Annotated in this window: 18 protein-coding genes; 7 read left to right on the top strand and 11 right to left on the bottom strand. The window is 71.3% G+C overall.

The features are described 5' to 3' along the window. Nucleotides 1-3: 3 nt before the first annotated feature. From DJ021_RS03790 to cpaB, 5 genes are read right to left on the bottom strand one after another with little or no spacing between them, the layout of a single operon-like run. Complete coding sequence (locus DJ021_RS03790) at nt 4-963, bottom strand: type II secretion system F family protein (RefSeq protein ID WP_111456280.1); 960 nt, start codon at nt 961-963, stop codon at nt 4-6. Further along, complete coding sequence (locus DJ021_RS03785) at nt 960-2,372, bottom strand: TadA family conjugal transfer-associated ATPase (RefSeq protein ID WP_111456279.1); 1,413 nt, start codon at nt 2,370-2,372, stop codon at nt 960-962. Before DJ021_RS03785 ends, DJ021_RS03790 begins: the two co-directional genes overlap by 4 nt. Next, nucleotides 2,372-3,556 (bottom strand): CpaE/TadZ family protein, encoded by a 1,185-nt coding sequence (locus DJ021_RS03780; protein ID WP_111456278.1) that lies wholly within the window; start codon nt 3,554-3,556, stop codon nt 2,372-2,374. The genes DJ021_RS03785 and DJ021_RS03780 overlap by 1 nt, the downstream gene beginning before the upstream one ends. A 40-nt stretch (nt 3,557-3,596) precedes the next feature. After that, on the bottom strand, nt 3,597-4,904 hold the full coding sequence (locus DJ021_RS03775; RefSeq protein WP_165837106.1) for a type II and III secretion system protein family protein: 1,308 nt from the start codon (nt 4,902-4,904) through the stop codon (nt 3,597-3,599). Nucleotides 4,905-4,927: 23 nt separating this feature from the next. Next, nucleotides 4,928-5,887, bottom strand: a complete 960-nt coding sequence (cpaB, locus tag DJ021_RS03770; protein WP_111456276.1) for a Flp pilus assembly protein CpaB — start codon at nt 5,885-5,887, stop codon at nt 4,928-4,930. 194 nt (nt 5,888-6,081) lie between these two features. On the opposite strand from cpaB, the gene DJ021_RS03765 reads away from it, so the two are divergent. Together DJ021_RS03765 and DJ021_RS03760 are read left to right on the top strand one after the other, a co-directional pair. After that, nucleotides 6,082-7,041, top strand: a complete 960-nt coding sequence (locus tag DJ021_RS03765; protein WP_207801761.1) for an aldo/keto reductase — start codon at nt 6,082-6,084, stop codon at nt 7,039-7,041. Between the two features lie 147 nt (nt 7,042-7,188). Then, a complete protein-coding gene (locus tag DJ021_RS03760; RefSeq protein WP_111456274.1) occupies nt 7,189-8,397 on the top strand; it encodes a CoA transferase in 1,209 nt (402 codons plus the stop codon). Nucleotides 8,398-8,601: 204 nt separating this feature from the next. Here the strand turns inward: DJ021_RS03760 and DJ021_RS03755 are convergent, their stop codons facing one another. The 3 genes from DJ021_RS03755 to DJ021_RS03745 form a co-directional block, all read right to left on the bottom strand. Beyond that, nucleotides 8,602-10,494: an acetyl/propionyl/methylcrotonyl-CoA carboxylase subunit alpha gene (locus DJ021_RS03755; protein ID WP_111456273.1), complete on the bottom strand. Its 1,893-nt coding sequence runs from the start codon at nt 10,492-10,494 to the stop codon at nt 8,602-8,604. 157 nt (nt 10,495-10,651) lie between these two features. Continuing rightward, entirely contained in the window at nt 10,652-12,259 is a 1,608-nt protein-coding gene (locus DJ021_RS03750) for a carboxyl transferase domain-containing protein (protein ID WP_111456272.1), read from the bottom strand. Between the two features lie 32 nt (nt 12,260-12,291). Continuing rightward, on the bottom strand, nt 12,292-13,980 hold the full coding sequence (locus tag DJ021_RS03745; protein ID WP_111456271.1) for an AMP-binding protein: 1,689 nt from the start codon (nt 13,978-13,980) through the stop codon (nt 12,292-12,294). A gap of 79 nt (nt 13,981-14,059) precedes the next feature. Between DJ021_RS03745 and DJ021_RS03740 the strand changes: the two genes are divergently transcribed. The 3 genes from DJ021_RS03740 to DJ021_RS03730 are packed head-to-tail and all read left to right on the top strand — an operon-like array spanning nt 14,060 to nt 16,272. Next, nucleotides 14,060-15,211, top strand: coding sequence for an acyl-CoA dehydrogenase family protein (locus DJ021_RS03740; RefSeq protein ID WP_111456270.1), 1,152 nt, complete (start codon nt 14,060-14,062; stop codon nt 15,209-15,211). Continuing rightward, nucleotides 15,211-15,990 carry an enoyl-CoA hydratase/isomerase family protein gene (locus DJ021_RS03735; protein WP_111456269.1) on the top strand — a complete coding sequence of 260 codons (780 nt, stop codon included), beginning with the start codon at nt 15,211-15,213 and terminating at the stop codon, nt 15,988-15,990. The genes DJ021_RS03740 and DJ021_RS03735 overlap by 1 nt, the downstream gene beginning before the upstream one ends. 51 nt (nt 15,991-16,041) lie before the next feature. Next, nucleotides 16,042-16,272 (top strand): hypothetical protein, encoded by a 231-nt coding sequence (locus DJ021_RS03730; RefSeq protein ID WP_111456268.1) that lies wholly within the window; start codon nt 16,042-16,044, stop codon nt 16,270-16,272. 9 nt (nt 16,273-16,281) lie between these two features. Here DJ021_RS03730 and DJ021_RS03725 read toward each other — a convergent pair whose 3' ends face one another. Continuing rightward, on the bottom strand, nt 16,282-16,869 hold the full coding sequence (locus tag DJ021_RS03725) for an acyloxyacyl hydrolase (RefSeq protein WP_111456267.1): 588 nt from the start codon (nt 16,867-16,869) through the stop codon (nt 16,282-16,284). A 67-nt stretch (nt 16,870-16,936) separates the two neighbouring features. Further along, nucleotides 16,937-17,170 (bottom strand): hypothetical protein, encoded by a 234-nt coding sequence (locus tag DJ021_RS03720; protein ID WP_111456266.1) that lies wholly within the window; start codon nt 17,168-17,170, stop codon nt 16,937-16,939. Nucleotides 17,171-17,321: 151 nt separating this feature from the next. On the opposite strand from DJ021_RS03720, the gene DJ021_RS03715 reads away from it, so the two are divergent. Continuing rightward, complete coding sequence (locus tag DJ021_RS03715) at nt 17,322-17,936, top strand: glutathione S-transferase family protein (RefSeq protein WP_111456265.1); 615 nt, start codon at nt 17,322-17,324, stop codon at nt 17,934-17,936. Between the two features lie 75 nt (nt 17,937-18,011). After that, a complete protein-coding gene (locus DJ021_RS03710) occupies nt 18,012-19,448 on the top strand; it encodes an MFS transporter (RefSeq protein ID WP_111456264.1) in 1,437 nt (478 codons plus the stop codon). A gap of 260 nt (nt 19,449-19,708) precedes the next feature. Here DJ021_RS03710 and DJ021_RS03705 read toward each other — a convergent pair whose 3' ends face one another. Continuing rightward, entirely contained in the window at nt 19,709-21,448 is a 1,740-nt protein-coding gene (locus DJ021_RS03705) for an ATP-binding protein (protein ID WP_207801760.1), read from the bottom strand. Nucleotides 21,449-21,479: the final 31 nt, after the last annotated feature.

The raw sequence follows: 21,479 nt of genomic DNA, 5'->3' as shown, positions 1-21,479 counted from the left end.
GGATCACAGCCGCATGTCGATCATGCGCCGCATGACCAGGTTGCCGAGGAACATCCAGAACCCGATGATCCCCAGGCCGATCTTCACCACCGGCTCGCCGATGACGTCGCCGTAGAAGTGGGGTGAGGTGAGGGTGATGAAGCCCAGCGCGATGAACGGCGCAGAGGTGAGGATCATCGCCGAGGCGCGGCCCTCCGAGGAGGCGGCCTTGATCTTCAGGCGCATCTTGTGCCGCTCGCGCACCGTGGCGGCGTTCAGCTTCAGGAGGCCGGTGAGGTTGCCGCCGGTCCGCTCCTGCAGCCGCACCGTGGCCGCGAACAGGTCGACGTCGGGATGCTGGCAGCGCTCGGAGATCCGCTCGACGGCCTGCTCCAGGGTGGCGCCATAGGCGATCTCGTCGGCGGCCATGCCGAACTCCGTGCCGATCGGATCGACCATCTCGCGGCCGACCAGGGCGATGGCGGTGGGGACCGGGTGGCCGGCCTCGAGGCTGCGGACGATGATCTCCAGCGCCTGCGGCAGTTGCGCGCCCAGCGCCTTGGACCGCTTGGCGGCGGCCATCTTCAGATACATCACCGGCCCGCCGAGGCCGACGATCAGCGCGCCGGGGATGGCCATGACCGGGTTCTTCAGCAGCATCGCCGCTCCGACCCCGCCGGCCGCCGCGGCGAGCGCGGCCATGCTGGCCCACTTCTTCGGCTCGTAGGTCAGGCCCGAGGCGACGATCAGGTCGGAGAGCCAGCGCAGCCGCCCGCCCTTCTCGCCGGCGGCGTTGAGGCCGCGCTGCTTGCGCAGCTCCATCACCAGGGCTTCGACGCCGCCGACCTTGTCGGCCACCTTCAGCCGCTTGTTCACCTGGCGTTTCTGGCGCGCCACCGTGAACAGGCCGAACATCGCCTGGCCGGCGGTGAACACCGCGGCGAAGACCAGGATCAGGAAGGCGACATGCGGATCGAAGGTCATGCCGTACCCAGCACCTTGGAGGGGTCGAAGTTGGCGGTGTCGTAGGCGATCCCGCGCCGCAGCATCTCGTCCAGGCAGCGCGGCCGCAGGCCGGTGGCGCGGAACTCGCCGTGCACGGCGCCGTCGGCGCCGGTGTGGGTGCGGTTGAAGACGAAGATGTCCTGCATCTGGACCACCTGGCCCTCCATGCCGACGATCTCGGTGACGTAGGTGACCTTCCGCTTGCCGTCGGCCATCCGCATGACCTGGACGATCATGCCGATCGCCGAGGCGATCTGCGAGCGCATGGCGTCGGGGCTGATGTTCAGGCCGCCCATGGCGACCATCTGCTCCAGGCGGCCGACCGCCTCGCGCGGGTTGTTGGCGTGGATGGTGGCCATGGAGCCTTCGTGGCCGGTGTTCATGGCCTGCAGCATGTCGAAGGCCTCTTCGGAGCGGACCTCGCCCAGGATCACCCGGTCGGGACGCATCCGCAGGGCGTTCTTGACCAGCTCGCGCTGGCGGATCTCGCCCTTGCCCTCGATGTTCGGCGGCCGGGTCTCCATGCGCACCACGTGCGGCTGCTGCATCTGCAGCTCGGCGGCGTCCTCGATGGTGATCAGGCGCTCGCCGTGGCTGATGGCGGCCGACAGCGCGTTCAGGAGGGTGGTCTTGCCGGAGCCGGTGCCGCCGGAGATGACGGTCGAGACGCGCGCCTTGACCGCCCCGTGCAGGAAGTCGGCGACCGCCATCGGCATGGCGTTGAACTCGACCAGCTTCTCCAGGGTGAACGGCTTCTTGGAGAACTTCCGGATCGAGACCGCGGCGCCGTCGATGGCGATGGGGGCGATGGCGGCGTTCACCCGGCTGCCGTCCGGCAGGCGGGCGTCGACCATCGGCTGGCTCTCGTCGATCCGCCGGCCGACGCCGGCGACGATGCGGTTGACGATGCGCAGCAGGTGGTCGTTGTCGCGGAAGTGGATCGGGGTGAGCTCCAGCTCGCCGCGCCGCTCCACATAGACCTGGAAGGGGCCGTTGATCAGGATGTCGTTGATGGAGTCGTCCTTGAGCAGCGGCTCGATCGGCCCCAGACCCACCATCTCGTCGTAGATCGAGGCGCCCAGGGCCTCCAGCTCGGCGCTGTTCAGCGCCATCCGCTCGCCGCGCGCGAAGTCGGCCACCAGCCGCATCACCTCGCGCTTCAGCTCAGCCTCGCCCAGCTTGTCCAGCTTGGAGAGGTCGAGCTCGTCGATCAGCCGCGAGTGCAGCCGAAGCCGCATGTCCAGGTGATCCGGTTTCGCCGCGGCGACGGCGGCCGGCTTCGGCTCGGGCTTCGGGGCCGGCGCGGCCGCCTTGGGCTCCGGGGCGACGTCCGCCGGCGCAGGCTCGGGTTTGGGCGCGGCGCCGCGCGCCAGGCTGAAGCGGCCCATCAGGCGGCCCGCTTGGAGGCGGCGGCGTCCGTGCGGGCGCCGCCGGCGGCCAGGCGCTCCACCAGGGCGGCGACGTCCTTGACGATCTTCGACTTCGGCCGGTGGTGGGCGATCGGACCGCCCAGGTTGGCGCTGGCGGCGGCGGCCTCCCAGTCGGAGCTGACGCCGGCCTCGGCCTTGCGGCCGAGCGCGCGTTCCGCCTCGGCCATCGACGGCGCCGGGCCGAACATGCGGCTGGCCAGGCGGTTGAGCACGATCCGCGGCTTGCGCTGGCCGTCCAGCCCCTGCTCGATCTCGTCGGCGAGCGAGCGCGCGGCGATCAGCGCCGGGACGGTGAGCTCGGACACCACCAGCACCTCGTCGCAGCCGGAGAGCGCCTCCAGGGTCCACGGCCGGCGGTGGCGCGGCATGTCGAGGATCACCCACTCGTAGCACTCGCAGGCGACGTCCAGGACGCGCAGCACCGCCTCGCGGCTGACCGCGTCGAATGCGTCGGGCTGGCGCGGCGAGGCCAGCAGGTCGAGCTGCTTGGACACCGGGGTCACGAAGGCCTGCAGGATGGCCGCGTCGATGCGGTCGGCGGCGGTGCCGAAATCTCCGAGCCGCAGGGCCGGCTGCGCGCCCAGGTAGGCGGCGGCGACGCCATCGGCGAGGTTGAGGTCGATCAGGCAGACGCTCTTGTCCTTGCCGGACCGGGCGGCCAGCGCGGTGGCGATCTCCACCGCCAGCGTGGTGGCGCCCGCGCCGCCCACCGCGCCGGACACCGCCCAGCAGCGCGAGGCGCCAGCCGGCGCGGTCGGCGCGACCGCGGCCTGGGCGACGGCCAGCAGGCCGGCGACGGCGGCGGAGAACTGGTCGGGCGAGAACGGCGCCTCGAGCACGTCGGAACGCTCCAGGCGCAGCAGGTTGCGCACCACCGTGGTCGGCAGCCGCTCGCCCACCAGCAGCACCGGCGGGGGCTCGGGGTTGGCGGACAGGCTCTGCAGGGCCGCGGCGAGCGCCGGCGCCTCCCAGGCGTTGGCGTCGACCACCACCAGGTCGCAGTCCGTGGCGCGCGCCGTCGTCAGCCGCTCCAGGGCCGCGGTCTCGACCACGGCGCCGAACAGCGGGCCTTCGGCGAGGGCCTTGAGCGCCTCGCCCAGGGCCAGCACGCGCCGGCCGGTCAGCAGGGAGGAGGAGGTCATGGACGCAACCTTTGGACTGTCGCTCTTGCGGGCCACGCGATCACCGCGAGCCGCGGCTGTTGTCGCGGGTGAGGGGCTTGTCGAGCGCCTTGCCGTTGAGCAACAGGTCGATGGCGCTGGGCTCGGGGCCCAGGGAGGCGGCCTTGGCGGACGCCAGGTCGCCGGCGTTGGCGAGCCTCGGGGTGACGACGATCACCAGCTCGGTCTCGTTGCGCTTCCAGTGGGTGGAGCGGAACAGGGCGCTCAGCACCGGGATCTCGCCGAGGCCCGGGATCTGGGCCAGGGAGTTCTCGTAGTTGCGCTGGAACAAGCCGCCGATCGCCAGCGACTCGCCGTCCTTCAGCTCGACGGTGGTGTCGGCGCGCCGGGTGATCAGGCCCGGAACGGTGACGCCGTTGATCTTCAGCGAGTTGGTCTGGTCGAGCTGGCTGACTTCCGGCGCCACGGCCAGGCGGATCAGCCCGTTGTCCTCGACCACCGGCGTGAAGTTCAGCTTCACCCCGTACTGGCGGAACTCCAGGGTGATCTGGTTGAGGCCCTGCGGCACCGGATAGGGGAACTCGCCGCCGGCCAGGAAGCTGGCTTTCTCGCCGGACAGCGCCACCAGGTTCGGGCGCGCCAGGGTGCGGACGATGCCCTTCTGCTCCAGGGCCTGCAACGCCATGTCGATGCTGGTGTGGCCGGCGCCGCCGTGCAGGGTCAGCTGGCCGTTCGGGACCGACGAGCCGATCAGGCCGTTGCCGAAGCTGAAGTTGAAGGAGTTGTTCTGGATCGTGCCGGAGAAGCCGATGTCCTGCAGGGCCGAGCGGGTGGCCTCCAGCACGCGGACCTCGAGCACCACCTGCTGCGACACGCGCGCGGTCAGCGCCGAAGTGACGGCGTCGGGGGCGAACTTGTCGGCCAGCGCCTTGGCGCGGTTGATCACGCCGGTGTTCGACACCTCGCCGACCAGCAGCAGGCCTTCGCCCACGGTCCGTACGCGGATGTCCTCGCCGGGAATGGCGGTGTTGAGGTCCTGCTCCAGCGAGCGGGCGTCGTAGCCGACCCGGATGTCGATCACCTCCTGCAGGCGGCCGCCGGGGCCGTAGACCAGCAGGTTGGTGGAGCCGATCTCCTTGCCGCGGACATAGAAGCTGCGGTTGGTGGTGGCGACCACCTGGGCGGTGTCGGGCTGGGCGACCACGATCTTGGTGGCCGGAGTGTCCAGGCGGAACGACAAAGACTTGTCGCGCGGCACGTAGATCACCCGGCTGGTGGTCGACTCGCTGGCGAACACCGCGGCGGGCGCGGGGCCGACGATCGCCAGGCTGAGCGCGCCGGCGAACGCGCCGGCCAGGATACGCGACATGGGTTTTGCGCTCTTCATGAGGATCAGCTGAGGTTCGGCTTCAAGTCGGACGCGGTCGTCTGCAGGCCGCCGGCCGGGACCGGCGCCGCCGGCGCGGCCGCGGGTTTGGCGGCGCGCGGCGTACGGGGCTTGGAGCCGCCGCCCTCGAGCTCGACGATGGCGATCAGGCCGCCGTCCTCGGACGGCGTCGCCCGACGGCGCGGCGCCGGCGCACGCGAGAGCGTGGGGGCGGGCCGGCCGCCGGCGACGAAGGCCGCCGGCCGCATGGGGGCGACGCTCGCCACCTCCGACGACCCGGTCTTGCGCAGCGCCAGCGACAGCTTGCCGAGGTCGCTGGCCACCGCCAGCTTCTGGCTGTCCTGCACCGAGACCTCGAGGGTCGCGGTGGACGGCGTGGCGGGCTTGTTGGAGGTCAGGTCGGCGTTCAGGTCGACCGCCAGCACGCGGACGTCCTGCAGCACCACGTCGGAGACGAAGTTGCGCTGCGAGGCTTCGGGCGTCAGGTCGCGCAGCAGCACCACGTCGACGCGGTCGCCCGGCAAGGCGTGGCCGCCGACCCCGGAGACGTCGGAAACCTTAATGGTGTAGGCGCGCATGCCCTCGGCGATCTCGGCGGCGACCGAGGGCCGGGCGCCGGGGCCGGAGAGCTTGGACGGCAGCAGCGGCTCACGCACGGCGATCGGGGTCAGCGCCACCGGGGCGCCGCCGTGGTCCTGCGCCAGCACCGCGGCCACCGTGGTGAACGCGCCTTCCGGCACGGCTTCCGGCGGCAGGTGGGCGAGGGTCAGGTGCTCGGCGTCCAGCCGGTCGCCGAACTTCATCGGCTTGGAGGCGACGACCACCGGCACGCCGGTGACGGCGCGCGAGGCGGCGGCCGGGACCTTCGCCGAGGCGGCGTTCGGCAGCACGGTCTTGGCCACGACCAGCGCAGCCAGGCCGAGGACCGCCGAGGCGCCCAGACTGACGATGGTTACAACGCGCATGCCGCCTGCCTCGTGGGAAAAACCTTTTCGGATCGTAAGGTTAGCGAGCGGCGCCTTGCGATATCGCCAACAAACGCGGTGAACGGGCGTCAAGCATTCTGAACAACCGCGTTCGCGACCTCTGGCGGGCGCGCGTGAATTGGCTAGGGTCGCGGCCGCGCCCGCAGCTCCCCGCGTCGGCGCGTCATTTTCAGATGCGGATTTCCGGAGACACCACCATGCAGATGCGACGGCTGGGCGAGTCGGGCCTGAAGGTCAGTGAAGTGGGCCTGGGCTGCAACAACTTCGGCATGCGGATCGACCAGCAGCAGACGCAGGCCGTGGTGGACGCCGCCATCGAGGCGGGGATCACCCTGTTCGACACCGCCGACATCTATGGCGCCACGCAGTCGGAAGTCTTCCTCGGCAAGGCGCTGGGCAAGCGGCGTCACGAGGTGGTGGTGGCCACCAAGTTCGGCATGCAGATCGGCGACGACAACCGCAAGAAGGGTGGCTCGCGGCGCTGGATCATGCGCGCGGTGGAGGACAGCCTCGCCCGGCTGGGGACCGACTACATCGACCTCTACCAGTTCCACCAGCCGGACCCGGACACTCCGATCGATGAGACCCTGCGGGCGCTGGACGACCTGGTGACCCAGGGCAAGGTCCGCTACCTCGGCAATTCCAACTTCTCCGGCTGGCAGATCGCCGACGCCGGCTGGACGGCCCGGACCCAGGACCGCACCCGCTTCGTCTCGGCGCAGAACCAGTACTCGCTGCTGGAGCGCAAGGTGGAGCACGAGGTGCTGCCGGCCTGCGAGCGTTTCGGCCTCGGCTTCCTGCCATTCTTCCCGCTGGCCTCGGGCCTGCTGACCGGCAAGTACCACCGTGGTCAGAAGCCGCCGGAGGGCACGCGGCTGGCAGCCTGGGGCCCGCGCGGGGCGCAGGCGCTGAGCGACCGCAACTTCGACAAGGTGGAGAAGCTCGAGACCTGGGCCGGCGAGCGCGGCCACACCATCCTGGAGCTGGCCTTCGCCTGGCTGCTCGGCCACCCGGTGGTCTCCTCGGTGATCGCCGGCGCCACCAGCCCCGAACAGGTGCGCGGCAACGCGGCCACGGCGGAGTGGAAGCTGACGCCGGACGAGGTCAAAGAGGTGGCCGAGCTGGTGAAGTAAAGGCTGCCGTTCCCCCGCTCTTCCCGGCGAAGGCCGGGACCCAGATGGCGGGCGATGAGATGGAGGCCATGCGCGCCGAAGCGAGCCATATTATTCAGCGGCTGGACCTGGGTCCCGGCCTTCGCCGGGAAGAGCGAATGGGGTGAGATGTACGACCTCCTGAAGGGCCTGCGGGTGGTCGAGGGCTCGGCCTTCATCGCCGGGCCCACCTGCGGCCTCTACCTGGCGCAGCTTGGCGCGGAGGTGATCCGGTTCGACAACATCGCCGGCGGCCCGGACTTCCGCCGCTGGCCGCTCAGCCGCGACGGATCGAGCCTCTACTGGGAGGGGCTGAACAAGGCCAAGAAGTCGGTGGCCCTGGACCTCTCGCGGCCGCAGGGCCGGGAGCTCGCCCAGCGGCTGGCGGCGGCGCCGGGGGAGGACGGCGGCCTGTTCGTCACCAACTTCCCGGTGGACGGCTTCCTCGCCTACGAGACGCTGAAGGCGCTGCGCGACGACCTGATCTGCGTGCGCGTGATGGGCTGGGCCGATGGCGGGCCGGCGGTCGACTACACGGTCAACGCCGCCGTGGGCGTGCCGCTGATGACCGGACCGGCGGACGATGCGCGGCCGGTGAACCACGTGCTGCCGGCCTGGGACCTGCTGACCGGCGCCTATGCGGCCTTCACCCTGGTCTCGGCGCTGATGGCCCGGCGCGCCGCCGGCCAGGGCCGCGAGATCCGCATCCCGCTCTCCGACATGGCCGCCTCGACGCTGGCCAACATGGGCATGACCGCCGAGGCGATGCTGTCGGGCCATCAGCGGCCGCGGATGGGCAACGACCTCTACGGCGCCTTCGGCCGCGACTTCACCAGCCGCGACGGGCGGCGGATCATGCTGGTGGCGATCACGCCGCGGCAGTGGAAGGGCGTCCTCGGCGTGCTGGGGATCGCCGATGCGGTCGCCGCGCTGGAGGCCGAGATCGGCGTCTCCTTCGCCGCCGACGAGGGCCTGCGCTTCGCCCACCGCGACCGGCTGTTCCCGCTGTTCGAAAGGGCCTTCGCCGCCAAGGACCTGGCGGAGCTGACGCCCGCCTTCGAGGCCGACGGGGTCTGCTGGGGCCCCTACCAGCCGCTGGAACAGGCGCTTCAGGACCCGCGCCTCTTCGCCGGCAATCCGGTGTTCAGCGACCTGGCCCACCCGAGCGGCGAGCGCTACCCCGCGCCCGGCTTCGCCGCCACCATCCCGCAGGACGCGCGCGCGTCGGCCCGCCCGGCGCCCCGCCTGGGGCAGCACACCGACGAGGTGCTGGCCGAGCTGCTCGGAATGCCCTCGGGCGAGATCGCCGCCCTGCACGACGCCGGCGTGGTCGCCTAGCCAGGCCTCGCCGGCATCCGCGCCAACGGCGGTGAGGGCAAGGTGGCGCTGCTCAGGAACTACTCCGGTCATCCCCGCGAAAGCGGGGACCCAGGCTTTTTCCATGGCCGGGCTTGGATCGGCAGCCGCGCGTCCGAAACACCAAAACACCTGGGTCCCCGCTTTCGCGGGGATGACCGGGTGTGTGGGTCGGTCTAAGGGCGCTTACTCGGCGGCCGTCAGCTTCACGAGCACGGCGCCTTCGGCGACCTGGGAGCCGACCTCGACCGCCACCTCGGCCACCGTGCCGTCGAAGGGGGCGGTCAGGGCGTGCTCCATCTTCATGGCTTCCAGGGTCAGCAGCGGCTGGCCCTTGGCGACGGCGTCGCCGGGCTTGACCGACAGGCCGGTCACCTTGCCGGGCATCGGCGAGCGGACCTGGCCGTCGCTGGCGGCGTCGGCCCCGCGGCCGGCCGGAGGGTGGCTGAGGAAGACGTAGGCCTCGCCGTGCTCGAAGACGACGACCTCGCCCTCGTCGCCGAGCATCACCGAGCGGGCGGCGGGCGCGCTTTCCGAGGGGCCGGCCAGCACCGGCTTGCCGTCCAGGAACAGGCGGACCGCGGTCTCCGGCTCGGCGTTCAGCCGGAAGCCGGCGAGCTCGCGCCACGGCGACGGCGCGGCTCCGGAAAGGCCGTCCTCCTCCGCAAGCATCGCTGCGCTGGCGGCGGCGGAGAGCGCCGCGGGCGAGGGCGGCCAGGGCTCGATCAACTCCTCGAGACGCCGCTCGATGAAGCCGGTGTCGACGTCGCCGACGATGAAGTCCGGCTCCTCCAGGCAGCGGGCCAGGAAGCCGGCGTTGGTCTTCACCGGCCAGACCTCGACCTCGTCGCAGGCCGCGGCCAGGTCGGCGATCGCCTCGTCGCGGGTCGGGGCGTAGGCGATCAGCTTGGCGATCATCGGGTCGTAGAAGGGGGTGACCTCGCCACCCTCGACGACGCCGGAGTCGGCGCGCACGCCCAGCGGCAGGCGGAAATGCTCCAGCCTGCCGGTGGAGGGCAGGAAGCCGCTCGCCGGGTTCTCCGCGTAGAGCCGGGCCTCCACGGCGTGGCCGCTGAGGGTGATCTCGTCCTGCGCCAGCGGCAGCGGCTCGCCGGCCGCGACCCGCAGTTGCCACTCCACCAGGTCGAGGCCGGTGACCATCTCGGTGACCGGGTGCTCTACCTGCAGGCGGGTGTTCATCTCCATGAACCAGATGCGGTCGGCGCGCAGGCCTGCGCTCGCGTCGGCGATGAACTCCACGGTGCCGGCGCCCTGGTAGCCGACCGCGCGGGCGGCTTTGACCGCAGCCTCGGTGACGGCGGCGCGGGTGGCCGCGTCCATGCCGGGGGCAGGGGCCTCCTCGATCACTTTCTGGTGGCGGCGCTGCAGGGAGCAGTCGCGCTCATAGAGGTGGACCACATTGCCGTGGCTGTCGGCGAACACCTGCACCTCGATGTGCCGCGGGCGGGTGACATAGGTCTCCAGCAGCACCCGATCGTCGCCGAACGCGGCCTTGGCCTCGCGCCTGGCGGCGCCCAGGGCGGCGGCGAACTCCTCGGCGCGATCGACGCGGCGCATGCCCTTGCCGCCGCCGCCGGCCACGGCCTTGATCAGCACCGGATAGCCGATGCGGTCGGCCTCCTTCTGCAGCCGGGCCTCGGCCTGGTCGGCGCCCATGTAGCCGGGGGTCACCGGCACGCCGGCCTTGTCCATGATCGCCTTGGCGGCGTCCTTCAGCCCCATGGCGCGGATCGCCGAGGGCGGCGGGCCCACCCAGACCAGGCCGGCCTTGATCACCGCCTCGGCGAAGGCGGCGTTCTCGGAGAGGAAGCCGTAGCCGGGGTGGATGGCCTCGGCGCCCGACGCGCGGGCGGCGGCGATGATCTTCTCGGGCACGAGGTAGCTGTCGCGGGCCGGCGCGGGGCCGATCCGGACGGCCGCGTCGGCGTCGTGTACGTGCGGGGCGTCGGCGTCGGCGTCGGAGAAGACGGCGACCGTCTCCAGGCCCATGCGGCGGGCGGTGGCGAACACCCGGCGGGCGATCTCGCCGCGGTTGGCGACCAGGACGGAACGGAACATCAGACAAGCCCTCGCGCCGCAGGCGCCGCTATTCGCAAACACGAAGACCAGCAAGACCACCAAGGCTGTCCGGCGCCCCCGGCTTCGTGGCCTTGGTGGTCTTGGTGTCGGACCGGGCGGCGCTGGCGCGCCATCGATGTCGCCATCGTGCGCAGCCTCACATCCGGAACACGCCGAAGCGCGTCTCGGGGATCGGGGCGTTGAGGGACGCGGCGATGGACAGGCCGAGCACGTCGCGGGTCTGGACCGGGTCGATGATCCCGTCGTCCCACAGCCGGCCGGTGGCGAAGTAGGGATCGCCCTCGGTCTCGTAGCGCTCGCGGATCGGGGCCTTGAAGGCGGCTTCGGCCTTGGCCGACCAGCTCTGGCCCTTGGCCTCCATGCCGTCGCGCCTGACGGTGGCCAGCACGCTGGCGGCCTGCTCGCCGCCCATCACCGAGATGCGGCTGTTGGGCCAGGTCCACAGGAAGCGCGGCGAGAAGGCTCGGCCGGCCATGCCGTAGTTGCCGGCCCCGAACGAACCGCCGATCAGCACGGTGAACTTCGGGACCTCGGCGGAGGCGACGGCGGTGACCAGCTTGGCGCCGTCCTTGGCGATGCCGCCGGCCTCGTACTTCCCGCCGACCATGAAGCCGGAGATGTTCTGCAGGAACACCAGCGGGATCTTCCGTTTGCAGGCCAGCTCGATGAAGTGCGCGCCCTTCAGCGCGCTCTCCGAGAACAGCACGCCGTTGTTGGCGAGGATGGCGACCGGATAGCCCCAGATGCGGGCGAAGCCGCAGACCAGGGTCGCGCCGTACAGCGCCTTGAACTCGTCGAAGGCCGAGCCGTCGACGATGCGGGCGATCACCTCATGAACGTCGTAGGGCGCGCGCACGTCGGTGGGAACGATGCCGTAGAGCTCCTGCGGGTCATAGGCCGGCGGCCGCGGCTCGGCCATCTCCGGGCCGACGGGCCGGGGGGTGTTCAGGTTGGCGACGATGTTGCGGACGATGGCCAGGGCGTGCTCGTCGTCGTCGGCCACGTAGTCGACCACGCCGGAGCGGCGGCCGTGGGTGTCCGCGCCGCCCAGCTCCTCCGCCGAGATCACCTCGCCGGTGGCGGCCTTCACCAGCGGCGGGCCGCCGAGGAAGATCGTCCCCTGACCCCGCACGATGACCGTCTCGTCGCTCATCGCCGGCACATAGGCGCCGCCGGCGGTGCAGGAGCCCATCACGCAGGCGATCTGGGCGATGCCCTCGGCGCTCATCCGCGCCTGGTTGAAGAAGATGCGGCCGAAGTGGTCGCGATCGGGGAAGACCTCGGCCTGGTGCGGCAGGTTCGCGCCGCCCGAGTCCACCAGGTAGACGCAGGGCAGCCGGTTCTGGAGGGCGATCTCCTGGGCGCGGAGATGCTTCTTCACGGTCAGCGGGAAATAGGCGCCGCCCTTCACGGTGGCGTCGTTGGCGACGATCATCACCTCGCGGCCGCAGACCCGGCCGATGCCGGTGATCACGCCGGCGGCCGGCGCCTCGTCGTCATAGAGGCCGTAGGCGGCGAGCGCGCCGACCTCCAGGAACGGCGCCCCGGCGTCGAGCAGCCGCATGACCCGCTCGCGCGGCAGGAGCTTGCCGCGGCCGGCGTGGCGCTTGCGCGACTCCTCGGGTCCGCCCAGCGCGGCCTTGGCGGCGCGCTCGCGCAGCTCCTGGGCCAGCCCTCGGTTCACCTCGGCATTGGCGGCGAAGGCCTGCGACGCAGGATCGACGGCGGTGGGGAGCTTCCTCATCCGGGACGGGTCTCGCAGGTTGTGGCGAACGCCTAGGCCGTCTTTTCCAGCACAAGGTCAAGTTCTGCAATCATCGCCTCGCGCATGGCGAACTTTTGCACCTTGCCGGTGACGGTGGTGGGAAAGGCTTCCACGAAACGGATGTGCCTTGGAATCTTGTAGTGGGCGATCTGGCCGCGGCAGAAGTCCCGCACGGCCTCGGCCTCCAGCGGCTGGCCGGGCTTCAGCACGATCCAGGCGCAGAGCTCCTCGCCGTACCGGGCGTCCGGCACGCCGATCACCTGCACGTCCTGGATCGCCGGGTGGCGGTAGAGGAACTCCTCGATCTCGCGCGGATAGACGTTCTCGCCGCCGCGGATGACCATGTCCTTGATCCGGCCGACGATGTTGCAGTTGCCGTCGGCGTCGAGGGTCGCCAGGTCGCCGGTGTGCATCCAGCCGGCCGGGTCGATGGACTCGCGGGTCTTGGCGTCGTCGTCCCAGTAGCCGAGCATCACCGAATAGCCCCGCGTGCACAGCTCGCCGGGCTCGCCACGTGGCGTGATGCGGCCCTCGGCGTCGACGATCTTCACCTCCAGGTGCGGCTGGATGCGGCCGACCGTCGAGACGCGAACGTCCAGGGCGTCGTCCACGCCCGACTGGAAGCTCACCGGCGAGGTCTCAGTCATGCCGTAGGCGATCGTCACCTGCGGCATGTGCATGCGGTCGATCACCTGGCGCATGACCTCGATCGGGCAGGGCGAGCCGGCCATGATCCCGGTGCGCAGCGAGGTCAGGTCGAACCGCGCGAACTCCGGATGCGACAGCTCGGCGATGAACATGGTCGGCACGCCGAAGAGGCCGTCGCAGCGCTCGGCCTCCACCGCCTCCAGCGCCGCCAGCGGGTCGAAGCCCTCGCTGGGATAGACCATGGTCGCGGCGTGGGTCAGGCAGGCCAGGTTGCCCATCACCATGCCGAAGCAGTGGTAGAGCGGCACCGGGATGCAGAGCTTCTCGCCCGGCTGCAGGCCGATGGCCTCGCCGACGAAGTAGCCGTTGTTGAGGATGTTGTGGTGCGACAGGGTCGCGCCCTTCGGGAAGCCGGTGGTGCCGCTGGTGAACTGGACGTTGATGGCGTCGTCGAACTGCAGGGTCGGCCCGATCTCCATGAGGCGAGCGCGGTCGGCCTCGCCGCCGGCGGCCAGCGCCTGCGCGAACGGCAGGCAGCCGGCGTGGGCGTCCTCGCCCAGGGTGATCACCAGCCGCAGGTCGGGCAGGCGCGCGGCGGCGAGCTGTCCCGGCGGGGTCGTGGCGAGCTCCGGCGCCAGCGCGCGCAGCATCGCCAGGTACGCGCTGGTCTTGTGCGCCACGGCGGTGACCAGCGCCTTGCAGCCGACCTTGTTCAGCGCGTACTCGGCCTCGGTCAGCCGGTAGGCCGGGTTGATGTTGACCAGGATCAGGCCGACCTTGGCGGTGGCGAACTGGGTCACCGTCCACTCCGCGCAGTTGGGCGCCCACACGCCGACCCGGTCGCCGGGCGCCAGCCCCAGCGCCAGCAGGCCGGCGGCCAGGGCGTCCACGCGGTCCTTCAGCTCGCCCCAGCTCCAGCGGATCGCCTGGTGACGGACGATCAGCGCCAGGCGTTCGGCGTGGGCGTCGGCCACCTCGTCGAAGCAGGCGCCGATGGTCTGGCCCAGCAGCGGCTTTGCGCTCGCGCCGTGCACATAGCTCAGTTGGCTCATGGCGTTCCTCCCGCCGTTGCGCAGAGATGACCACCTTTGAAGATCGATCTCCAGCCACGAGCGTGGCACAGATGCGGCGATGAGCGAGAGCTTCCCCGAAATCCGTGAGGCGGTGCGCAAGCTTTGCGCCCGCTTTCCCGGCCCCTACTGGCGCGCGCTCGACCGCGAGCGGGCCTATCCCACCGAGTTCGTGGCGGCGCTGACCGAGGCCGGCTTCCTGTCGGTGCTGATCCCGGAAGAATACGGCGGCTCCGGCCTGGGTCTGGGGGCGGCCGTCGCCATCCTGGAGGAGGTCCACCGCTCCGGCTGCAACGGCGCGGCCTGCCACGCCCAGATGTACACCATGGGCACGATCCTGCGGCACGGCAGCCCGGCCCAGAAGGACGCCTACCTGCCCAAGGTGGCGTCGGGCGAGCTGCGGCTGCAGGCGTTCGGCGTCACCGAGCCGGACGCCGGCACCGACACCACCCGCATCACCACCTCCGCGCGGCGGGAGGGCGACACCTACGTCGTCAACGGCCGCAAGCTGTGGATCTCGCGGGCCGAGCATTCCGACCTGATGGTCCTGCTCTGCCGCACCACGCCGCGCGAGCAGGCGGCCAAACCGTCCGACGGCATGAGCGTGCTGCTGGTGGACATGCGCACCGCGGTCGGGAACGGCCTGACCATCCGCCCGGTGCGGACCATGCTCAACCACGCCACCACCGAGCTCGCCTTCGAGGACCTCGTGGTGCCGGCGGAGAACCTGGTCGGCGAGGCGGGCAAGGGCTTCCGCTACATCCTCGACGGCATGAACGCCGAGCGCATCCTGATCGCCGCCGAGTGCATCGGCGACGCGCGGTTCTTCATCGACCGGGCCAGCGCCTACGCCAAGGAGCGCGAGGTGTTCGGCCGAGCGATCGGCGAGAACCAGGGCGTGCAGTTCCCGATCGCCCGGGCCTATGTCCAGATGACCTCGGCGAGCCTGATGGTCGATCGCGCCGCCGCCCTGTTCGAGGCCGGCGAACCCTGCGGGACCGAGGCCAACATGGCCAAGCTCACGGCCTCCGAAGCCTCCTGGTACGCCGCCGACATGTGCGTCCAGACCCACGGCGGCTTCGGCTTCGCCGAGGAGTACGACATCGAGCGCAAGTTCCGCGAGACCCGGCTCTACCAGGTCGCGCCGATCTCCACGAACCTCATCCTCAGCCATGTGGCCACCCACGTGCTGGGCCAGCCGAAGTCCTTCTGATGCCCGAAACCCTCAAGCTCGCGGAGGCCGCGCCTGGCCTCGTCATCGTCACCCTCGACCGCCCGGCGGCGGCCAACGCGCTGAACACGCGGATGGGCGAGGAGCTGCTGCTGGCCTGGACCGAGATCGCCGCCCGGCCGGACCTGCGCTGCGTGGTGCTGGCGGCCGAGGGGCGGCACTTCTGCGCCGGTGCGGACCTCAAGGAACGCAACGGCATGACCGACGAGGCCTGGGCCGCCCAGCACCGGATCTTCGAGGCGATGATCCGCGCCCAGCTCGCGGTTCCGGTCCCGGTCATCGCCGCGGTGAACGGCGCGGCCATGGGCGGCGGCTGCGAGATGACGCTGGCCTGCGACTTCGCCTATGCCGCCGACACCGCCCGCTTCGGCCTGCCCGAGGCGGGCCTGGGGATCATGCCGGGCCTGGGCGGGACGCAGCTGCTGCGCCGGGCGGTCGGCGAGCGGCGGGCGCTGGAGCTGCTGACCACCGGCCGGCCGTTCACCGCCGCCGAGGCGCTGGACTATGGGGTCGTCAACGGCGTCGCCGCGCCCGAGGCGCTGATGGCGACCGTCCGCGAAGTGGGCGGCCGGATCGCGGCCAACGCCCCGCTGTCCGTGCGGGCCCTGAAGCACGTGGTCCGCGAAGGCCATTCCCTCGACCTGGCGGCGGCGATGGAGATGGAGCTGACCGCCTACAACCGGCTGTTCAAGACCGCCGACCGGCGGGAGGGCGTGGCCTCCTTCAACGACAAGCGGGCGCCGGCGTTCGAGGGTCGTTAGCTGGAACGGAACGCCCGCTGCGGCGTATCTCCCGCAACAGGGAGACCTCACATGAAGATCATCGCCGCCGGCGGCCTCGCCGTCGTCATCAGCCTCGCCGGGTTCGGAGCCGCCGACGCCAAGGGTTGCCTCAAGGGCGCGGTGGTCGGCGGAGTGGCCGGCCATCTGGCGGGCCATCACGCCACCGTCGGCGCGATCGGCGGCTGCGCGGTCGGCCACCACATGGCGCACCAGAAGGCGGTGAAGGCCGCGCGCGCCCAGCCGGCGCCCGTCCGCCGCTGACGGGCGGGCCTAGGGGCCGAAGCGGTAGACGGCGCGCACGCCGACGTCGTCCAGGCCGGGATTCTGCCGACCGGCGAGCTGGGCGTGGCTGAGGTGGATCCAGGAGGCCTCGAAGGCCAGGCGCTCGGTGGCCCGCCACCCCAGCGACAGTTCCGGCTCGAACAGCACCCTGGAGCCTAGGTCGAGGTCGTTCCGCACGTGGTTGAGCCGCCGCGCCTGCTCGGCCGCGGAGAGGCCCGGATCGAAGGGCGAGGGGAAGTTGACGTCGCCGGAATGGATCGCGCCGCCGATGCCCGGCTCGACATAGAACCGTCGGCCGAGGTCGAAGCGCCAGGACAGGCCGGCGGCGGCGTAGTCGATGCCGCCGGCGGTGTTCGCCGCGCCCAGCACGTAGAGGCGCGGGCGGCCGATCAGGTGCAACGCCGCCACCGGATCGGTGCGATAGCCGCCGACGATCTGCGCCCCGGTCTCGTCGGAGTAGTCGATGGCCACGTGCAGGTCGACGGCGTGGGCGTAGGCGCCCAGGAAGGCCTCGCCGGCCAGCGCCGGGGCGGGCAGGGCGAGTGCGGCGGCGCTCAGTGCGACGGCGATCTTCATGCGGCGTTCCCTTAAGGCGGGCAGGGAACGGCCAAGCTGGCGTACAGGTTGCGTGACGCGGCGCGCCTCAGGTCGGGGCGTAGAGGTCCGCGATCGGGCGCTCGACGGGGATCGGGGCTTCCGCTCCGCCGGCCCCGCCCGGAGGCCGGCGCGAGGTCACCAGCGACCCGAAATCCGGTGGCAGATCGCGGCCGCGCGGGTGCACGGGCCGCAGCTTGCTGAAGGACCGGAGGCGCGCGAGCAGATGCTCGAGGGTCTCGTCCGATCCTGTCAGGTCTGGCTTGAACTGTCGGTCGATCATGGCGCGGCCTTATATACCGATCTGCGACAAAACGCCACCCCCAGGCGGGCTATGCGAATGGATTTTTAACGAACTTCGCCCCAGCGCGCTGATTCGTTGACGCCTCGCACGGCGGAGCCTTAGCCTTCCGAAAAGCACAGGAAGGCCCGCCATGAAGCTCTACACCTCGATCGGCCCCAACCCGCGGACGGTGACCCTGTTCATCGCCGAAAAGGGTCTCCAGATCCCCACCGTCGAGGTCGACCTGCGGGGCGGCGAGAACCGGCGCGAGCCCTTCCTGAAGATCAATCCGGCCGGGCAACTGCCGGCGCTGGAGCTCAATGATGGCGCGCGGATCACCGAGATCATCGCCATCTGCGAGTACCTGGAGGAACTGCACCCGAGCCCGCCGCTGATCGGGTCGACCCCGCAGGAGCGGGCCGCCGCGCGCATGTGGGCCCGGCGCGTCGACCTCAAGGTCTGCGAGCCGATGGCCAACGGCTTCCGCTACGCCGAGGGCCTGCCGCTGTTCCAGGGCCGCATGCGCTGCCTGCCGGAGGCCGCGCCGGGGCTGAAGGCGATCGCCCGCGACGGCCTGGAATGGCTGGAAGAGCAGTTCCAGGGACCCTGGATCGCCGGCGAGCGATACACCCTGGCCGACATCCTGCTGTTCAGCTTCCTGGAGTTCGGGGCCGTGGTGGGCCAGCCGCTCGACCCCTCGTTCGAGAAGCTGACGGCCTGGTTCGGACGCGTGAAGGCCCGGCCGACGATCAGCGTGCCGGCCTAGCTTCGCAGCCCGGTTCGGGCTTGTCCTCGCGACATCCGGGCGGGATACGGACGCCGCCTGAGGTGTTTTCCGGCCATGCAGAAATCCCTGACCGAGTCCGACGCCAAGCGCGCGGAGCCGACGGACGGCCTGCCCGCGCCGCGCCGGTACTGGTCGGTGCTGACCATCTGGCTGGCGATATCGATGACCGTGCTGGACGGCTCCATCGCCAATGTGGCGCTGCCGACCATCGCGCGCGAGCTCAACGCCAGCGCCGCGTCCTCGATCTGGATCGTCAACGCCTACCAGCTGGCGATCACCGTCTGCCTGCTGCCGCTGGCGGCGCTGGGCGACCGGCTGGGCTATCGCCGCGTCTACATGGTCGGGCTGACGGTCTTCACCCTCGGTTCGCTCGGCTGCGCGCTCTCCCACACCCTGGCGGAGCTGACCGCGGCGCGGGTGCTGCAGGGCCTCGGCGCGGCCGGGGTGCTGAGCATCAACAGCGCGCTGGTGCGCTTCACCTATCCCAGCCGGCAGCTGGGCCGCGGCATCGGGCTGAACGCGGTGGTGATCTCGATCTCCGCGGCGCTGGGGCCGACCGTCGCCTCCGCCATCCTGGCCAAGGCTTCCTGGGAGTGGCTGTTCGCCATCAACGTGCCGATCGGCGTGGTCACCATCGCCATCGCCAGCCAGGCCCTGCCGCGCACGGTCGGCTCGGGTCGCAGCTTCGACGTGATCTCCGCCGTGCTCAACGCCGTGACCTTCGGATTCCTGATCCTGGGGGCGGAGAGCCTGGTGCGCGACGGCGTCGGCGTCGGCCTGGCGAAGCTGGCGGTGGGCGTGGCGGCGGGCGCGTTGCTGGCGCGGCGCGAACTGCGCAGGCCTGCGCCCCTGGTGCCGTTCGACCTGCTGAGGATCCCGATCTTCGGCCTGTCGATCGCCACCTCGATCGTGTCGTTCGGCGCCCAGATGCTGGCCTATGTGGCGCTGCCCTTCTACTTCCAGGGCGCGCTCGGGCGCAGCGCAGTGGAGACCGGCTTGCTGATGACGCCGTGGCCGCTGGCCGTAGGGGTCGCCGCGCCGATCGCCGGGCGGCTGGCGGACCGCTATCCGGCGGGTCTGCTGGGCGGGATCGGGCTGGCGGTGTTCGGGGCGGGCCTGGCCCTGTTGTCGCTGATCCATCCGGGCGCGTCGAACCTGGACATCGCCTGGCGGATGGCGGTCTGCGGCCTCGGCTTCGGCTTCTTCCAGGCGCCCAACAACCGCGCGCTGGTGGCGTCTGCGCCCCTGCACCGGAGCGGCGCGGCCGGCGGCATGCTGGCCACCGCCCGGCTGCTGGGCCAGACGGCGGGGGCGCTGGCCACGGCGGTCTTCTTCCACCTGGCCGGGACCCACGCGACCACGGCGGCGCTGTCCACGGCGGCGGTCGTCGCGGTGCTGGCCGCGGGGGTCAGCCTGCTGCGCCTGCGGATCGTGCCGCCGGCCCCCGCCGCCCAGGACAAGCAGCTGGGCGAGGTCGCGGCCGGCCCCTAGCCGGAACTCAGGCTTGGCCGTAGAGGATGAGGCCGCTCAGGTCGGGTTGGGGGTCCTCCTGCACCAGCTTGGCGCGCGGGCGCAGGCGGGACGGGGAATCAAGTCGCCGGACCCGGGACGCGCCCGGCCGGACCTTGTGACGGACCGGTTTGTGCAGCCTTGTCATCGGTTTCCTCCACGCTGACGCTGCACAAATTGCAAAGCTCCCCGCTTGGTTCCGGCGCGCCCGGCCCCGCGCGTGCGAACCGCCCGGGCTGCGATCAGGCGTCGAGCACGTGGCGGAGCTTCACCGCCAGGTCGTCGAAGCTGAACGGCTTGGTGATCAGCTCGACCCCCGGATCCAGGGTCCCGTTGTGGACGATGGCGTTGCGCGTGTAGCCGGTGGTGAACAGCACCTTCAGCTCCGGCCGCGCCTCGCGCACCTTGTCCGCCAGCTGGCGGCCGTTCATGCCGCCCGGCAGCACCACGTCGGTGAACAGCAGGACGATGTCGGGGATGTTGGCCATGACCTCCAGCGCGCTCGCCCCGTCGGCGGCCTCGTGCACTTGATAGCCGAGCTCGCGCAGGATGCCGCTGGAATAGGCCCGCAGCTCGTCGTGGTCCTCGACCAGCAGCACCACCTCGTCGCCGAGCAGGGTGGAGGCGTCGAGCGCCCGCGGCGTGGCGATCTCCTGTTCGGCCCCCAGGAACCGCGGCAGGTAGATCTTCACCGTCGTGCCCTGGCCGGGCTCGCTGTAGATCCGCACGACGCCGCCGCTCTGGCGGACGAAGCCGTAGACCTGGCTGAGGCCCAGCCCCGTGCCCTTGCCGACGTCCTTGGTGGTGAAGAAGGGCTCGAAGGCGCGGGTCACGGTCTCCTCGTCCATGCCGGACCCGGTGTCGGTCACCGCGATCAGCACGTACTGGCCGGCCGCGAGGGTTTCCGGCAGCTGTTCGACGTAGCCGGAATCCAGCGAGGCGTTGGCGGTCTCGATGGTCAGCCGGCCGCCGCCCTCCATGGCGTCGCGGGCGTTCACCGCCAGGTTCAGCACGGCGTTCTCCAGCTGGCCGGGGTCGGCGTGCGTGCGCCAGAGGCCCGCGCCCAGCACGATCTGCAGGGTGACGGTCTCGCCCAGGGTGCGCTGCAGCAGCTCGCTCATCCCGTTGACCAGCCTGTTCGGGTCGATCGCCTGCGGCTGCAGGGGCTGGCGGCGCGAGAAGGCCAGCAGGCGCGCGGTCAGGGTGGCGGCCCGCTCCGCCCCGTACATGGCCATGTCGCGGGCGCGGTGCAGGCGCGCGTTCTCGGCGTTCGACGGCAGCTTCGCCAGATGCCGCCCGATGGTTTCCAGCCCGCCCATGATGACGGTCAGCAGGTTGTTGAAGTCGTGCGCCACGCCGCCGGTGAGCTGGCCCAGGGACTCCATCTTCTGGCTCTGGCGCAGCGCCTCTTCGGCGCGCTCGCGTTCGGCCATCTCCACCTGCAGCCGGGCGTTGGCGTCGGCCAGCTGCTCGGCGCGTCGCTGCAGTTGGGCGGCGGCGCGGGTGATCAGGCCCAGCAGCAGGAAGGCCATGACCAGCAGCAGGCCGAGCCCGGAATGCCGGGCCAACACGCTGGACAGCGGCTCCGGCAGGGTTTCGACATAGACCTTGCCGAGCTGGACCTCGTGCTCGGTGACCGGCGTGGTCACCCGCACCACGCCCTGCGTCGTGCGGCTCCCGGGCGGCCCGATGCGGGGCGGGGCGGCGTGAGAGCCGTTGCGGGCGTAGGTGACCACCGGGTCGCCGGCGGCGTCGTAGACCGCGGCGATCGCCACCTGCGGATTGACGCGCAGGGCGTCGACGTATTCACGGATGGTGGGCCGGTCGTCGAAGGCGAGCGCGGCCGTGACGCTGGCCGCCAGGATCTCCGCCTGCACCTGCGCCTGCCGTTGCGCCTGGTGGCGGTAGGCGATTTCCGCCCGCGAGCCCAGCAGGACGCCGGCGATCAGCAGGCCGACGACGCTGGCCCAGGCCAGGTTCACCCGTCTCCGCTCGCTTTGCAGGCCCGGCGGG

The sequence above is a fragment of the Phenylobacterium hankyongense genome (assembly GCF_003254505.1).
In the GTDB taxonomy this organism is placed as follows: Bacteria; Pseudomonadota; Alphaproteobacteria; order Caulobacterales; family Caulobacteraceae; genus Phenylobacterium; species Phenylobacterium hankyongense.
The sequence above is the reverse complement of the archived record's forward strand: the minus strand, read 5'-3'. Positions and strand labels throughout refer to the sequence as shown.

Bases quoted from the DNA above. Each gene is read 5' to 3' on its own strand.
- DJ021_RS03735 (WP_111456269.1), top strand. From the start codon at position 15,211: ATGCCCGAAACCCTCAAGCTCGCGGAGGCCGCGCCTGGCCTCGTCATC.
- DJ021_RS03740 (WP_111456270.1), top strand. From the start codon at position 14,060: ATGAGCGAGAGCTTCCCCGAAATCCGTGAGGCGGTGCGCAAGCTTTGC.
- DJ021_RS03790 (WP_111456280.1), bottom strand. From the start codon at position 963: ATGACCTTCGATCCGCATGTCGCCTTCCTGATCCTGGTCTTCGCCGCG.
- DJ021_RS03775 (WP_165837106.1), bottom strand. From the start codon at position 4,904: ATGTCGCGTATCCTGGCCGGCGCGTTCGCCGGCGCGCTCAGCCTGGCG.
- DJ021_RS03720 (WP_111456266.1), bottom strand. From the start codon at position 17,170: ATGATCGACCGACAGTTCAAGCCAGACCTGACAGGATCGGACGAGACC.
- cpaB (WP_111456276.1), bottom strand. From the start codon at position 5,887: ATGCGCGTTGTAACCATCGTCAGTCTGGGCGCCTCGGCGGTCCTCGGC.
- DJ021_RS03715 (WP_111456265.1), top strand. From the start codon at position 17,322: ATGAAGCTCTACACCTCGATCGGCCCCAACCCGCGGACGGTGACCCTG.
- DJ021_RS03755 (WP_111456273.1), bottom strand. From the start codon at position 10,494: ATGTTCCGTTCCGTCCTGGTCGCCAACCGCGGCGAGATCGCCCGCCGG.
- DJ021_RS03760 (WP_111456274.1), top strand. From the start codon at position 7,189: ATGTACGACCTCCTGAAGGGCCTGCGGGTGGTCGAGGGCTCGGCCTTC.
- DJ021_RS03785 (WP_111456279.1), bottom strand. From the start codon at position 2,372: ATGGGCCGCTTCAGCCTGGCGCGCGGCGCCGCGCCCAAACCCGAGCCT.
- DJ021_RS03780 (WP_111456278.1), bottom strand. From the start codon at position 3,556: ATGACCTCCTCCTCCCTGCTGACCGGCCGGCGCGTGCTGGCCCTGGGC.
- DJ021_RS03750 (WP_111456272.1), bottom strand. From the start codon at position 12,259: ATGAGGAAGCTCCCCACCGCCGTCGATCCTGCGTCGCAGGCCTTCGCC.
- DJ021_RS03765 (WP_207801761.1), top strand. From the start codon at position 6,082: ATGCGGATTTCCGGAGACACCACCATGCAGATGCGACGGCTGGGCGAG.
- DJ021_RS03710 (WP_111456264.1), top strand. From the start codon at position 18,012: ATGCAGAAATCCCTGACCGAGTCCGACGCCAAGCGCGCGGAGCCGACG.
- DJ021_RS03730 (WP_111456268.1), top strand. From the start codon at position 16,042: ATGAAGATCATCGCCGCCGGCGGCCTCGCCGTCGTCATCAGCCTCGCC.
- DJ021_RS03725 (WP_111456267.1), bottom strand. From the start codon at position 16,869: ATGAAGATCGCCGTCGCACTGAGCGCCGCCGCACTCGCCCTGCCCGCC.
- DJ021_RS03745 (WP_111456271.1), bottom strand. From the start codon at position 13,980: ATGAGCCAACTGAGCTATGTGCACGGCGCGAGCGCAAAGCCGCTGCTG.